General features: G+C 61.7%; 15 protein-coding genes. 7 read left to right on the top strand and 8 right to left on the bottom strand.

Annotated features, from left to right (window positions below):
- Positions 1–920: 920 nt before the first annotated feature.
- The 4 genes from ACFTR6_RS20930 to ACFTR6_RS20945 all read left to right on the top strand — a co-directional run bounded on the left by ACFTR6_RS20930 (position 921) and on the right by ACFTR6_RS20945 (position 2,721).
- Positions 921–1,229, top strand: a complete 309-nt coding sequence (locus tag ACFTR6_RS20930; RefSeq protein WP_377959331.1) for a hypothetical protein — start codon at positions 921–923, stop codon at positions 1,227–1,229.
- Between the two features lie 345 nt (positions 1,230–1,574).
- Positions 1,575–1,823: a hypothetical protein gene (locus tag ACFTR6_RS20935; protein WP_377959332.1), complete on the top strand. Its 249-nt coding sequence runs from the start codon at positions 1,575–1,577 to the stop codon at positions 1,821–1,823.
- Between the two features lie 170 nt (positions 1,824–1,993).
- Positions 1,994–2,233, top strand: a complete 240-nt coding sequence (locus tag ACFTR6_RS20940) for a hypothetical protein (RefSeq protein WP_377959333.1) — start codon at positions 1,994–1,996, stop codon at positions 2,231–2,233.
- A 107-nt stretch (positions 2,234–2,340) separates the two neighbouring features.
- Entirely contained in the window at positions 2,341–2,721 is a 381-nt protein-coding gene (locus ACFTR6_RS20945) for a hypothetical protein (protein WP_377959334.1), read from the top strand.
- 208 nt (positions 2,722–2,929) lie between these two features.
- Here the strand turns inward: ACFTR6_RS20945 and ACFTR6_RS20950 are convergent, their stop codons facing one another.
- Complete coding sequence (locus tag ACFTR6_RS20950; protein ID WP_377959335.1) at positions 2,930–3,316, bottom strand: GntR family transcriptional regulator; 387 nt, start codon at positions 3,314–3,316, stop codon at positions 2,930–2,932.
- Entirely contained in the window at positions 3,313–4,053 is a 741-nt protein-coding gene (locus ACFTR6_RS20955; protein WP_377959336.1) for a hypothetical protein, read from the bottom strand. The genes ACFTR6_RS20950 and ACFTR6_RS20955 overlap by 4 nt, the downstream gene beginning before the upstream one ends.
- Positions 4,054–5,358: 1,305 nt before the next feature.
- Here ACFTR6_RS20955 and ACFTR6_RS20960 point away from each other — a divergent pair.
- Positions 5,359–5,598: a hypothetical protein gene (locus tag ACFTR6_RS20960; protein WP_377959333.1), complete on the top strand. Its 240-nt coding sequence runs from the start codon at positions 5,359–5,361 to the stop codon at positions 5,596–5,598.
- 107 nt (positions 5,599–5,705) lie between these two features.
- Positions 5,706–6,086: a hypothetical protein gene (locus ACFTR6_RS20965; RefSeq protein WP_377959334.1), complete on the top strand. Its 381-nt coding sequence runs from the start codon at positions 5,706–5,708 to the stop codon at positions 6,084–6,086.
- Between the two features lie 433 nt (positions 6,087–6,519).
- Here the strand turns inward: ACFTR6_RS20965 and ACFTR6_RS20970 are convergent, their stop codons facing one another.
- Positions 6,520–6,816 (bottom strand): cold-shock protein, encoded by a 297-nt coding sequence (locus ACFTR6_RS20970; RefSeq protein ID WP_377959337.1) that lies wholly within the window; start codon positions 6,814–6,816, stop codon positions 6,520–6,522.
- A 21-nt stretch (positions 6,817–6,837) separates the two neighbouring features.
- Entirely contained in the window at positions 6,838–7,227 is a 390-nt protein-coding gene (locus ACFTR6_RS20975) for a hypothetical protein (protein WP_377959338.1), read from the bottom strand.
- Positions 7,228–8,856: 1,629 nt separating this feature from the next.
- Here ACFTR6_RS20975 and ACFTR6_RS20980 point away from each other — a divergent pair.
- Positions 8,857–9,456: a recombinase family protein gene (locus ACFTR6_RS20980; RefSeq protein ID WP_377959339.1), complete on the top strand. Its 600-nt coding sequence runs from the start codon at positions 8,857–8,859 to the stop codon at positions 9,454–9,456.
- Between the two features lie 92 nt (positions 9,457–9,548).
- On the opposite strand, the gene ACFTR6_RS20985 is transcribed toward ACFTR6_RS20980, so the two are convergent.
- From ACFTR6_RS20985 to ACFTR6_RS21000, 4 genes are all read right to left on the bottom strand, one after another.
- Positions 9,549–10,649 (bottom strand): Gfo/Idh/MocA family protein, encoded by a 1,101-nt coding sequence (locus tag ACFTR6_RS20985; protein WP_377959340.1) that lies wholly within the window; start codon positions 10,647–10,649, stop codon positions 9,549–9,551.
- Between the two features lie 65 nt (positions 10,650–10,714).
- The gene (locus ACFTR6_RS20990; RefSeq protein WP_377959341.1) at positions 10,715–11,494 is read right to left on the bottom strand and encodes a ThuA domain-containing protein; all 780 of its coding nucleotides are present in this window, start codon (positions 11,492–11,494) and stop codon (positions 10,715–10,717) included.
- Positions 11,495–11,524: 30 nt separating this feature from the next.
- Positions 11,525–12,391 (bottom strand): carbohydrate ABC transporter permease, encoded by an 867-nt coding sequence (locus ACFTR6_RS20995; protein WP_377959342.1) that lies wholly within the window; start codon positions 12,389–12,391, stop codon positions 11,525–11,527.
- A gap of 10 nt (positions 12,392–12,401) precedes the next feature.
- Positions 12,402–13,370, bottom strand: coding sequence for a carbohydrate ABC transporter permease (locus tag ACFTR6_RS21000; protein WP_377959343.1), 969 nt, complete (start codon positions 13,368–13,370; stop codon positions 12,402–12,404).
- Positions 13,371–13,404 lie beyond the last annotated feature (34 nt).

Here is a 13,404-nt window from a genome sequence, read left to right on the forward strand (position 1 = left end):
CTGCCCGAAACCTCATCCCCGGCCAGAGCCAGGGGCGAGGCAACCGCATACTTTCTCCCACCACGGCGCGACAGCGACGCTGGACCGCTAGTCCATTTTCACCTCCGGGAACACTCCACAAGACAGCTTGAAGTCGGTTCGCAGCGACTCTCTTCCAGGGGACTTGGTCAGAATCGGCATACTCGGTGATTCGTCTTTTTCGACCGCACAGAGATGGACTGAGCTACTTTAGTGCTCAAGCGAATTCTCTAATTGCCGGAGGATCAGATGTCTAAAGCAACGGTGGTTGGTTTAGGCTGGCTCGCTTGCGGATTTGCCATGCTTGTCTTGGGGCGCCTCCTACAGGGGTGGGCTGCCCGATCTTATCTGCGGAGCCATCCTGATGGAGACGTTCACCGATATATGCGTCGAAAGTTGCTCTATAAGAATTTGTTGGCCGGTTTCGTGATAGCCGGAGGAGCCGCGGTGTTGGTCTATGACTTCTTCTGGGGAGCAGGGACAGCAACGTGACTCTTGAGACCTTGGTTCATGGCGGAGTGGTTGTCGTCTTCGGTGTGTTCATTATTCTGGCTCGAAACCGGTTTGCCCGTTCAATGATGCAGGACTTGCGCGGTTTCAAAAAGGATCTTACTTCTGAGGGGCTAAGGCGCTTCTGGGCAATAGGTTTGGCCATTTCGGAGCGCTTGTCATCGTCATCGGCGTTTCGATCGCTCTCGGCACTCCGATAATCGGGTAGGGAACCCATCGCGGTGCACTCTCCACGCTGGCTCCTCGAAGCTCGTTGCTCAAGCCAACGCGTGCTTATGGGGCAGAAATGCCTATAGATCTGTTGGGCTCCGGTTGCACCAATTCACCGTCTTGGTAGTCTTTGGATCATTGAACCGATGCACCTCTTGAGTACCAGGATTTCAGGAGTTCTAATGACCATCGCTGCAATAGCCATTTTGATGCTCGCGGCCTCTCTCTTCACCGTGTCGGCCTTTATCCAAGTGCTGAATCACAGCACTCAGAAAATTCGGCTTATGGGTTCCATGGAACCTCGTGCAAGCCTTTGGCTATATCTGGGCGGACTATTAGCCGTTGCAGTCGGCTCATTTTTGTACTCGCAAAGCCAGGCAGGCAACCCGACATTGGAGTTCGTCGTCTTTCTCGTGGTCTCAAATCTTCCTCTGGTACTCATCAGATTGATCCACAACCACCGAGTCACAGGCCGGCAAGCAGTCGGTTAGAGAACCGCTCCTGCAAGGACAGGGAGCCGGTTCCGATGGGCTAGTGACGAGGGTCTGGTGGCCGCTGGTGTTGTGCCGGGAACCGGGGACTCGGATGCAGCCGTCGGTGATGTTCTGGTGAGGGCTGGGGTCCAGGCTTGCGGCATGAAGACCGAGGGCTTCGTTGAGTCGCCGCTGTACTGCTGACCAAGTTCGACTCCCCGCGGACCATAAGCGCCGGGATCGTCAGACTAAGTTTGCATCATGAGGTTGTTCCCGTGGAGACGAAACTCAGAATCAGAGCCTATTCGACTCTTCTACTTCCATTTGGATGCTCTACAAACTTCGGTGATCCACCCTAAGTTCTTGAGTGACAAGCTGGTTGATGGTCTGAACCTGAGTGAGACGGACCAGGAGTACGCCGCATCCATAGACCAATTCATCGACCACTGCTCGGGCATCAATGGAGCGCCAACCACTCCGGAACAAAGAACCCGGATTCTGGCGATGATCCAGGATCTGCGCCGAAATGCCCCGTCGTCCCAGTTCGACTACCGCTTCTGCCTTTACGAACTGGAAGAACTTCAAGTGATTGTCTTCTCGATCGGCGACTGACCAGCTCAGCAGCCACCGCTAGAGCACCGCCGGTCAATCGTCCCGTTAGAGGGGATGTGCCCAGCGCTCAGCCCTTCGGGGAACCCTCTGCGGGACACAACCGCCGGAATTGTGCCCACGGCTAGGATCGGGGCAAACCGGCTCGCAGCCGGTCCAAAATTGGGGGAGATATGAAGATGGTCATTCTTGCTATAACCGCGTGGGTCCTGACTGGCGTAATCGCATTGCTGGGTGTGAGCGCCGGCTCCACCATTTGGTTCTACATGGAGCCCCTAGTCGATACAGTGCCCGATCCGGCAAGCTACTATGTCGCCGCCGCAGCAGGATTCCTGGCCCTGTTCCTGAGTGCAGTAGTAAGTGTCGGCGTGACTTTCCACGCAGCCCGTTGCAACGCCAGCGGAAAAGCCTGATCCATCATCACCGCTGACCGTTCCAGTCGGGAAACGTCGGCGGGAGGTTCGCGCGACACAGAGCCAAATCCGGCCGGATATACGAGAACAGGTGATTGGCTGGCTGCATGGAAGAGAAGTTTGTGCGCTATGAGGCAAGCATGCCCAACGGCCGTGGATTCCACCCAGGCGTCTTCGCTCTCGCCAACGGCTTGGCCAAAGACGGGAGACTTAGCGCCGAGGACTGGGCATCCTGGCGCAGCGCGAACGATCACTACAACGCCGCATACGCGGACCCCTCGACGGTGGACGAATCCGTCTACGACCGTGCAACCAACCCGTCAGCCCAGTCCTGGTTCAAGCGCACGGCTGCGCATCTGGTGACCGGAGTGGAGTTCTACACGGATCTTCTACATCGCTATGGCGTCGGCTGGCGGGTGCTCTACTCAAATGATCCAGGAAAGGTTCTCTACGAAGACGACGTCCAGATCGTTGTCGCACCTCATTAGCGTTGTGAACCCATTGGGCTGCTGGCAGCGCGACAAACTGGCAACATTTAGGGGTCACGTTGAGGGAAACCCTCTGCGGCACGGTCCACTAAGGATCCCTCAGCGGGACGTTCGCTGTAATGGCAGACCGCTGGATATGAGCACTCTTGAGCGGGACGCCTCCGCGGCTTGTGTTGGGCTGCTCCGATGCAACGCGGAAGCTCGTCCCTTAAGTCGCCTTCGGTTCTGCCTGCAGCAGCTGACCACGCTTCGGCCACAATGCCGTCAATGTGGCTAAGAGATCTTCGAGTGCGACGGGTTCGTCGGCCAGTGAATCGAGGAATGCTGCGGTTTCCCGGTGCACGCGCTCGGAGACAGCGTTGCCGGATCTGACCTTGGTCCCGCCCGCGCGGCTGGTTTCCACCAGGCCGCTGGTCTCGAGCGACCGGTAGGCGCGCGCGATTGTTCCCGGAGCGATTCGAAGGTCTGCTGCCAGTTGCCGGATCGTTGGCAACCGGTGCCCGCCCGGCAGTCCACCGGACCGGATCAGCGAGGCGATCTGCTCCCGGACCTGTTCGTACGGCGGGGTTGGGTCTGTGGCATCGAGAGCGATCATGCCGAAGCCGCCTCCCCTTCTGCTGCCTGACGGTGGTGAGAGGGCCGCGGCTCCAGACGGGCAACCCGGATTCCGAGGATCGCCGCGGTGAATACAGCGCCCAATCCGGCGAGCATGCCTCCGGCGCCCAGCAGGATCAGTATGAGGCCGGCCGTGGATACCGCGTCCGCGGATGCGTCAGACAGGCCCGTATCGAGCGCGGCGGCGTTGAACAGGGGGACACCGGCGGCGCCCAGGAACATGCCCAGCGTGAGCAGCAGGGGCGCCGCGACCACCCAGGCGAGCACGTGCGCCGTGTTCGAACGGAGTGCACGGTCCGCGTCGGCCAGCTCCCGCCATGCAGCGGCCGGAAGCAGAATCACGCGCCGGAATGCCACCGCTGCGCCCACTGCGAGAACCGCCAGGGAGGCCATAACCGGAACAGAAAAGTGCCATCCCGGGTACAGGTAAGGCCCTCCTGGAGGGCAGGCCGCAATGAACAACGACGTGCAGAGGAACCTACCGTCCCCGACGGCAGCTTTGGACGACAGCCCCCCGGCCAGGGCTGCCGCCACGGCACCAGCGCCGGCGCCGAAAGTCAGCACGCGCAGACCGCCCGGTAGCAGTTCCCGCACCGATCGGCGCACAAGAACCGCCGTCCGGCGCGATACGTCACCCTCGATGGGTACCGCCGGCAGCACGCCAAAGACGAGCAGCGCAATCCCGGCACCCGCGGTAGGGCCCACGAACAACGGCACGCCCTGCCATTCTGGAAACGACACTTGGACCAGCAACGCTATCGCGAACACCCCAGCGGCGACCAGCAACGCAGTGGCGGTTCGGCCGATAGCGTTCCGCCGGGCTCGCCGCAGCGAGAGCGAGCCGGCTCCACCTCCGGCCCGAGGCAAGGTCGTCATTCCCCACGTGGCCCCCAGCAGAACAAGGACCATCAACCCCGCGTCAAGCAGCAAAGCAGCAGTCGCCATAATCTTCTCCCTCAACTTGTACCAAGAAGAAGGTACAAGCCTCCAGATGGTGAGTCAATATCTTGATACAAGACGGATGCGACTCCCTTGGTCGGTGCCGGTTGCAAACTCGATTGAACTCGTCGTTCTTTTGGCGCACGCCGGCACAGCTTTCAAAGGCAAAACGGGGTTCTGATACCTCCAAGTCGAACCTGTTGCGACGATCCCTCGACGGGACAGGTTCTCTCCCAAGACCCTCCAAACGGGATCGCCGACGAATCACGAGCGAGGTTCCTCTTGTCCATGGTGTTCTGAATGCAGTTCAATAGCTCAACGGGGGGCCAGATATGCGATCGAGTATGAGCAAACCAATGGCGGCACTAGTCACCGCATTGGCACTCACGAGCTGCACACCCGCCCAACCGGTCCAGCCGGCCCCGAAGCCAAGCACCTCCAGTCCAGCGCCGCAGCTCTCGTCCACTTTGAACTGCCAGGACGCATGGGAAGGTAGCGCGGTCCCAGTCCCTGATGCTCCTACCGCTGAGGGCGTTTCATCACTTTCCTGGGCCGGCAGTCCATCGAACTACTCCTGGCCCATCCGGGGCGAGATGAACGGCTATCCGTACACCGGCAACGACGGGCGGAAATACGGCGGGTGGAAGTCGCCCATCTCCGTGGAAGCAGGATCTGGGGAACGACTCATTACTGTCGACACCCCGTCTCACGCCGCCTTGATAGTTGCCTCAGCAGCAGAATGGGAATCCGGCGAAGCCCTTCACGAAGGTCAACGGGGCCTACCAACTTCCTACATCGTCACAGCATGCGATGACCGCGCCGCCCAGTTTCCGGGTATGACCCTTGTCCAGGGGCCAGCCTGCGTAGTTATCCGAGTGACAGACCGCGCGACCGCAAAATCATCCACCGTTTCAGTGCCCATGTATGGAGGCACGTGCCCATAGTCCTGCCAAGACTCGCCGCGTCACCATCAGTTACGGTCGTTCCATTGGGGAACCCTCTGCGGGACACAACCGCCGGAATTGTGCCCACGGCTAGGATCGGGGCAAACCGGCTCGCAGCCGGTCCAAAATTGGGGGAGATATGAAGATGGTCATTCTTGCTATAACCGCGTGGGTCCTGACTGGCGTAATCGCATTGCTGGGTGTGAGCGCCGGCTCCACCATTTGGTTCTACATGGAGCCCCTAGTCGATACAGTGCCCGATCCGGCAAGCTACTATGTCGCCGCCGCAGCAGGATTCCTGGCCCTGTTCCTGAGTGCAGTAGTAAGTGTCGGCGTGACTTTCCACGCAGCCCGTTGCAACGCCAGCGGAAAAGCCTGATCCATCATCACCGCTGACCGTTCCAGTCGGGAAACGTCGGCGGGAGGTTCGCGCGACACAGAGCCAAATCCGGCCGGATATACGAGAACAGGTGATTGGCTGGCTGCATGGAAGAGAAGTTTGTGCGCTATGAGGCAAGCATGCCCAACGGCCGTGGATTCCACCCAGGCGTCTTCGCTCTCGCCAACGGCTTGGCCAAAGACGGGAGACTTAGCGCCGAGGACTGGGCATCCTGGCGCAGCGCGAACGATCACTACAACGCCGCATACGCGGACCCCTCGACGGTGGACGAATCCGTCTACGACCGTGCAACCAACCCGTCAGCCCAGTCCTGGTTCAAGCGCACGGCTGCGCATCTGGTGACCGGAGTGGAGTTCTACACGGATCTTCTACATCGCTATGGCGTCGGCTGGCGGGTGCTCTACTCAAATGATCCAGGAAAGGTTCTCTACGAAGACGACGTCCAGATCGTTGTCGCACCTCATTAGCGTTGTGAACCCATTGGGCTGCTGGCAGCGCGACAAACTGGCAACATTTAGGGGTCACGTTGAGGGAAACCCTCTGCGGCACGGTCCACTAAGGATCGGCATACGGGTGTGTTGGCTGCATGACTCACGACATCGCAAACCCTGCCCGGTAGAGTTCCGGTCATGGCTCGAACCATAGGACAACCCAAGAAGACCGGAGTTGTCTGGGTCGCGGTTACATGCACCCTGATCATCACCGGTCAACTCTTTACGATTAGCGGTACCCCCGGCACTCACATAGCGTCGTGGGTACTCATCGGCTGCACGGTTCTTCTCTTTATCACCGTGGTGGTCTCGTACCTTCGCAAGGCTAGAGGCCCAAGCTCTCCGTCCGATTGAACCTAGGGTGTCCTTCCTCTGCCGGCTGTGGCAAACCGTGCCGCCGAGGCTTGGGCTAGAAACGCTCCACACGGTCGGCAACGATGGAGAATTCATCCTGCTGCGCCTCGTGCCAGGTGAGCCGTACTGCTTCTCCGGGGACAAGCTCAAGAAACTCATTCGCCCTCTGGACGATGCAAGAAAAATGGGCGAAGCATTCTGCGGACACACCTTCAACTTGGATGGATCCCCACCCTTCTTGGCGGTGCCAGGTCTTCACGGTTCCCTTGCTCCAAGGTTCATACATGTCACCGATGATAGCCACCTCACGCCATTGACTACTTGGCGTCCACAAGGAGAGACGGTCAGCCATTTTCCGCCCCGTCAGGGTTCCTCACATGGACAAGCTTGTGGCGCGCTTCTTCCTTATTGAGAAGACAGCCAGGGCAATTCCTGCCACTGCGATCGGCAGGGCCGTTATGTAGGCTCCGCCCAGATATGTAAGGGCGCCGCCTAGTGGGTAGGTCGCACCAAGCCACCCGACCGCCACCAACGTAGCTCTTCCAACGCTTGAACGGGGATGATCCAGCAGCGCAATAAGGCTCACCGAGAGGCACCAAGCCCCGGCTAGAAGGAATATGAACGCACCGACGAACGCAAGACGGTCGGCTGTAAAAGCGCCAACAAAATTAGTGAAGCCAATTAGCGCCAGGACGAGGCCCAGAAGCAGCAGCCCCAGTTCCGAAACTAAGAGGGCCGGGCTTTCGATAGGCGACTTGAGCATGGAACGACACTAATTGGAGCAGTTACGGCTGGCCATACCAACTCCGATTCGGCGAAAACGCTGAAGCTGTCCCCGTTAGGGATGGCTAAGTGTTCGAATCCGGAGCGTCCCGGTGCGAACTCTGCCGCCCGGCGCGTTTACTCCGTGCGGCCAAGCCCCAGGGAATCAACAGGCCCAGCGTCAGGCCTAGGGGAATCGCGATTCCCACCGTATAGACCGTGAATAGCGCCACCGAGGGCCAGAAAGACAGCCCCCAGCTAGCCACCACCAGCCATGCGAGCACGGCAAAGAAGGCTACCCACAAGACTGACCGGATGAGTCCGTTCCTCTTGGACTGCATGGCTGGGGATCCCTTTTGGCTGCTCACGACCCGATGCTACACGCGGAGGCAACGCGCCGGAGGCAAGCTCTCAATAAGGATCCCACGACGGGACCTTTGGGTTCTAGCGGTTTATAAGCGCAGCCCCTAGGAAACCGTCGACAACTTGATAGTGGCGTGGTTGACTCAACCAAATTTTGGTCAAAGGGGGACTACGCACGTGCATACGGTAAGGCTGGGCCTGGGTTGCTTCACCCCATATGAAAGCGCCGCTGCGACTCTCGTCCGGCGGCCGGGTAATGGCTGGTCCCAATGATGAGCCGCAGAACCTCGTTCGCAGTGCTCCTCGGGCTTCTCCTGTTTCTAATCCTGTCTGTTCTGTTGCAGGTATGGGTTGTGCCCGCCGCGGTCGAGCGGGCGGTTTCGACTTTTCCTGAAGTCCAGCCACTCGCCGTCCCAGCAGTCGTCTGGGGCGTCTGCGCGACCATGTGCTGGCAAGCAATCATCGTCCTCGGGATGTGGCGGGTTCGTCGAACCGGTGAGCACACGGAAGGCGCATCAGCTCGTGGCTGGCTAATCGCGGTAATCGGTTGCCTCCTCGCATTCTTTGGGCTCGTAGCTTCGGCTTTCGTTGCACTAAACGAAAGGGGATACACGCCGCCAGGAGTGATGCTCGGGCTCATCGGCTGCGGGCTAATAGCTCTGATCGCGGCAGGCTCCCTTGCCCTCCTCTTTGGAAGTGGGTCGTTAATCCGCCGGCACTGACCGGGAGTGCCCCCGGCAGTTTGGCCACGGCCCGGGCGAACTGAAAGCAGCGCACGGTGAGGGTTCGATCAATGGTTTAGCCGGCGGCGCTTATCTAGTCTGCGGCTGACTGCCAAGCAAACAGCCCACAGGACCACGACGAGCAGAAGTGTCTCTGTTCCGTTCGGAGCCATGCTGAACGAGGCCAGGATGTAAGGAAATGCGAATACCAAGAAGGCGGTACCGACGATGGCGATGAGAGTAGCCCTACTGTTCATCTTGTTTCCTCTCTCTGCTGACCCACTCCTGGGCGACCTCTCGAACTTCGTCCATTGCTCACAGCGTATCGCCGCGGGTAAAGGACCGGCCGGGACCGTTCCAGAAGGGACATCCCGTATAGAGCTTTTAGACCATCCCGCAAGTCGGTCACTTACCGGACGAACCGCCACCTGAACTGTGGTGTTAGATCGCGGGGGAGGAGACCGTACCGCATGACCGGCCCGGTGAACTGTCCGGTGACGGGCTCCTATATGGTGCACTGCTTCCCCTGGTGGCACACTCCTGCCATGGCTGAAATCAAGGTTGGCTACGCAAGGGTTTCCACCGACGAGCAAGACCTCACTGTCCAACGGGATGCCTTGGCTGCCATGGGTGTCGAGCCTGACCGTATCTACGTCGATCACGGTCTCACTGGCAGCAACACGAATCGCCCAGGCCTGCGGGAAGCACTGGCCGCGTGCCGAGGCGGGGACACCTTCATGGTGACGAAGCTCGATCGGCTGGCCCGCTCGGTCCGGGATGCGCATCAGATCGCCGACGACCTCGCCGCGCGCGGGGTGAAGCTGAGCATCGGCGGTTCACTGCATGATCCCGCGGACCCGATCGGAAAGCTGCTCTTCAACGTCCTGGCCATGGTGGCCGAGTTCGAGGGCGATCTCATCCGCGCCCGCACCCGCGAGGGCATGAAAATCGCCAAGGCCAAGGGCCGGCTGCGTGGAAAACAGCCAAAGCTGACGGCTAAACAGGAAACGCTTCTTCTCCAGCTCCACGACGCTGGCGAGCACACAATGTACGAGTTGGCCGAACTGTTCTCAGTGGGCCGTTCCACCGTCTACCGTGCGCTCGAACGCGCGCGCCAGAAGGCGGAAAAGAAGGCCGGCACCTGATCCGGATCCGCTTCCACCTCACCAGCCTTTACAGCGCTGTGGGAGTCCCTGCCGGTACTGCTCAAGGAAGGGACTCCCACCGGGCAGCGGGCCTAGACCGGCGCTATGGAACCGGCGCAACCAGCCCGCTGCAGCGCGTCTAGCGGCGAGTTCCACGCGGCCAGGACGTCCTTGGCGGCCGGGACCGACTCCACCGCGAGCGCGTGCCGGTGAGCGTCGTCAAGCACGTCGCGGATGAGCACCCTCTGCCCGGTCTGCGAGGACTTCACGGCGGCCTCGACCATGGCCAGGCTCAGCACATTTGCATGGATCTCGCCCGAGGGAGCCTCACCCGTCCGCAGGCTATGGACAAACTCCGCCAGCGCCCCTGCAATCTCTTCCGGGCCGTCCGCTGAAGCAGCTGAAGCCACCGAAGCCCCGGCATCCGCAGACACCCCCGCAACACGTTCCGCTACCGGCGCGGACTCGCCGTCCCAAACTGCCGTTCCGTGGGCCCCGTTGATCCGCCAGCTGCCGTTCCACGAGGTTTCCAGTCCGTCCGCGCACCAGCTTCCGGTGTAGACAAAACGCGTCCCGCCGTCCATCTCGAACACGGCCGTGGCGGCGGCGTCCCCGGCGTACCAGCTCCAGCCCGGGTTGAACTCCTCGCAGTAGACGGAAACGGGATCCTGCCCGAGGAGGTACCGCCCGGCGTCGAACGAGTGGATTGCCATGTCCACCAGCAGCACGTGCTCCATCTCCTCGCGGAAGCCACCAAAGTGCGGCGCCTTGAAGAAGTCGCACGTCAGGAGCCCGATCTCGCCGAGCAGCGCAGCCTGCCGCTTGAAGGCCGCGAGCGTCCGGAAGTAGCGGCGGGACTGGCTGATCATCAGCAGCTGGCCGGTCGCCTCCGCCACCGCCGCGAGCGAGAGGGCCTCCGCGACGGTCGGCGCCGCGGGTTTCTCGCACAGCACCGGCAGCCCGAGGAACTGCGCCTCCACGTTCACCGGATGGTGCGCGGCCGGGACAGTCACATTGACCACCGCCTGCGCACCGACGGCGTCGGCCAGTTCGGTCAGGCTCGTTCCCACCGGCACGGAGCCGAGACCCAGATCGGCCAGCGCGTCCCGAGCCGCCTGCGGGTTGAGGTCCACCACGCCGGCAAGTTCGACGTCGGCCGACTCGCCCAGGAGCCGGAGCCAGGCACGGCCCATCCCGCCGGCCCCCACCTGGACAATGCGGACTGGCGCCCAAGGACCAGGCAAAGTAGCGAAGCGGCTCAATTCGCCATCGCCCCCTCATAGCTGTGGCCGGTGTAGAACTCCTCGGTCTCGTACCGCAGCAGGACGGGGTCGGTGCGCTCGGGGCGCAGGGTGCGGGCCCATTCCACACCGTTGGCGATGACTTTGCGCACGTCCTTGTGGTGATAGACCGGGTAGTCCTGGTCGCCGGGGCTGAAGTAGAAAATCTTGCCGTAGCCGCGCTTGAACGTGCAGCCGCTGCGGAACACCTCGCCGCCGGAGAACGTGCTCAGGAAGATCAGCTCGTCCGGGGCGGGGATGTCGAAGTGCTCGCCGTACATCTCCTGCTCCGGGATGATGAACGGGTGCGGAATGCCCTGCGCGATCGGATGCGTCGGGTCCACGGTCCACACGATCTCGCGGTCGCGTTCGGAGCGCCAGCGCAGCGTGCAGGTGGTGCCCATGAGCTTGCCGAAGATCTTGGACCAGTGCCCGGAGTGCAGCACCACCAGGCCCATGCCGGCCAGCACGTGCCGGTGGACGCGCTCCACCACCTCGTCCGCCACCTCGGCGTGGGCGGCGTGGCCCCACCACACCAGGACGTCCGTGTTCCGCAGCCGCTCCTCCGTCAGGCCGTGCTCGGGGTCGTCGAGGGTCACGGTTCCCACCTGCGCCCGCGCACCCAGGTTCTCCTCGATGCCCCCGCGGATGGTGTTGTGCATGCCGTTCGGGTAGATCTCCGCCACGTGCGGCTGGTGCTGTTCGTGGCGGTTTTCGCCCCATACGGTCACGCGCAGGGGAGTGTGGTTGTCAATCATGAATGCTTCCTTACGTTTTGAAAGTCAGGGTTATTTGACGGCCCCGCCGGTGGCACCGGCGGCGATGTATTTCTGTGCCAGGACCAGCAGCACAATGGCGGGCAGGGAGGAGAGCACCGCCGTCGCCATCACCGCGCTCCAGTTGGAAACCTGCGTGCCCAGATACTGGTAGATGCCCAGCGTCACGGGCCGCACGTCCTCGGTGGTGGTCAGCGTCAGGGCGAACAGGAAGTCGCTCCACGAGAAGAGGAAGGCGAACAGGCCCGCGGTGATCAGTGAGTTGCGGCTGATGGGCAGCACGATTGAGACGAACGCCCGGACCAGCCCGGCGCCATCAACCCTCGCCGCCTCCACGATGCTGGACGGGATCCGCATCATGAACGCCCTCATGATCAGGATCACAAACGGGATGGCGTGCGTTGAGTCGGCGAGGATCAGCCCCGGGATCGAGTTGAGCAGGCCGAGGTCGTTGTAGGCCGCGTAAAGGGCGTTGGCGATCACGATGCCGGGAATCATCTGCGAGATGAGGATCGCCAGCAGCGCCAGGTTGATCCACCGGAACCGGAACTGCGCCAGCATGTAGGCCGCCGGGGCCGCTACCGCGAGGCTGAACACCACGGTACCGAGCGAGATGACCAGACTGGTCAGCAGGTTGGGGCCCTGGTCGGCGATCGCCTTCTCGTAGCCCTCAAAGCTGGGGTTCAGCGGCAGGAAATCCGCGGTGAGGGTGTTGCCGGACGGCTGCAGGGATGCGTTGATCATCCAGTACACCGGAAACAGCATGACGGCGAGGAGGAGGATTCCGACGGCGGTGTGCCCCACCTTGGGCCGGTTGCCCTTCCGTTGCCGCAGGCCGCCCGGTGCCGGGTGCGCTGTGACTGAGTCAAGGGTTGTCATGGTGGTCCTCCTACTCGTCCACGGCACGGCGGTTCAGGCGGAGGTAGACCACCGCGAACACCAGTGAGATCAGGATCAGGATGTTGCTGAAGGCAGCGCCGACGCCGAACTGGAAGTTCACGAACGACTCCTGGTAGGAGCGCACGGCCAGGGTCTGGGTGGCGTTCGCCGGTCCGCCGTTGGTCAGGCCGAGGATGATGTCCAAGACCTTCAGCGTGTACACCACGCCGAGGACCAGGACCACGCTGACCACGGGCCGCAGGTTGGGCCAGGTGATGTGCCAGAACGCCTTCCACCCGGTGGCACCGTCCATTGCCCCCGCTTCGTACAGTTCCTCGGGAATCTCCTGCAGGCCGCCGTAGAGGAGGGTGACGTTGAAGGGAATCCCCACCCAGATGTTCACCAGGACCACGGCCAGCAGCGCCACCGACGGGCTGGTGAGCCAGGGAATCGGATCCTGGATGACGCCGAGGTTCTGCAGGAACGCATTGAGGATGCCGCTGTCCTGGTCGAGGATGGACCGCCAGGTGGCACTGGAGACGATCAGCGGCAGCAGCCACGGCAGGAGCAGCATCGAACGCAGGAAGCCGCTGAGCGGGAACCGCTTCTTGAAGAAGCTGGCCACGGCCAGGCCGATCACAAACTGGCCGGCAATGGATCCCAGCGTGAACAGCGCCGTGTTGAGCATGGCCGGGGCGAAAAGGCTGCTTCCGACGGCGGTGGCGTAGTTCGCCATCCCCACCCAGGGAGCTTCTCCCGTGAAGAAGGTCCGGGTGGTGTACTCCTGCAGGCTCATCACGATGTTCTTCACCACCGGGTAGCCGAAGAACAGTACGAGGTAGAGAGCCGCGGGGGCCAAAAAGAGTGCCTGGACCAAACGTTCCCGGCGGTAGCTCCGCCGTCGTCCGTTCTGTTCTGCTTTGCCCGCAGGGGCGGGGGAGAGACCTTCCGTCGCCGGGGAGGTTGTCAGTGTTGGCACGGCGCTGGCTCCTCTCCGCAACAGGTGCTGGGTG

It is taken from the genome of Arthrobacter sp. NPDC057009, assembly GCF_042673905.1.
Taxonomy (GTDB): domain Bacteria; phylum Actinomycetota; class Actinomycetes; order Actinomycetales; family Micrococcaceae; genus Arthrobacter.

Excerpts from the sequence above, each read along its gene's own strand:
- ACFTR6_RS20930 (WP_377959331.1), top strand. The coding sequence starts at position 921 with ATGACCATCGCTGCAATAGCCATTTTGATGCTCGCGGCCTCTCTCTTC.
- ACFTR6_RS20940 (WP_377959333.1), top strand. The coding sequence starts at position 1,994 with ATGAAGATGGTCATTCTTGCTATAACCGCGTGGGTCCTGACTGGCGTA.
- ACFTR6_RS20945 (WP_377959334.1), top strand. The coding sequence starts at position 2,341 with ATGGAAGAGAAGTTTGTGCGCTATGAGGCAAGCATGCCCAACGGCCGT.
- ACFTR6_RS20950 (WP_377959335.1), bottom strand. The coding sequence starts at position 3,316 with ATGATCGCTCTCGATGCCACAGACCCAACCCCGCCGTACGAACAGGTC.
- ACFTR6_RS20960 (WP_377959333.1), top strand. The coding sequence starts at position 5,359 with ATGAAGATGGTCATTCTTGCTATAACCGCGTGGGTCCTGACTGGCGTA.
- ACFTR6_RS20965 (WP_377959334.1), top strand. The coding sequence starts at position 5,706 with ATGGAAGAGAAGTTTGTGCGCTATGAGGCAAGCATGCCCAACGGCCGT.
- ACFTR6_RS20970 (WP_377959337.1), bottom strand. The coding sequence starts at position 6,816 with ATGGCTGACCGTCTCTCCTTGTGGACGCCAAGTAGTCAATGGCGTGAG.
- ACFTR6_RS20975 (WP_377959338.1), bottom strand. The coding sequence starts at position 7,227 with ATGCTCAAGTCGCCTATCGAAAGCCCGGCCCTCTTAGTTTCGGAACTG.
- ACFTR6_RS20980 (WP_377959339.1), top strand. The coding sequence starts at position 8,857 with ATGGCTGAAATCAAGGTTGGCTACGCAAGGGTTTCCACCGACGAGCAA.
- ACFTR6_RS20985 (WP_377959340.1), bottom strand. The coding sequence starts at position 10,649 with ATGGGCCGTGCCTGGCTCCGGCTCCTGGGCGAGTCGGCCGACGTCGAA.
- ACFTR6_RS20990 (WP_377959341.1), bottom strand. The coding sequence starts at position 11,494 with ATGATTGACAACCACACTCCCCTGCGCGTGACCGTATGGGGCGAAAAC.
- ACFTR6_RS20995 (WP_377959342.1), bottom strand. The coding sequence starts at position 12,391 with ATGACAACCCTTGACTCAGTCACAGCGCACCCGGCACCGGGCGGCCTG.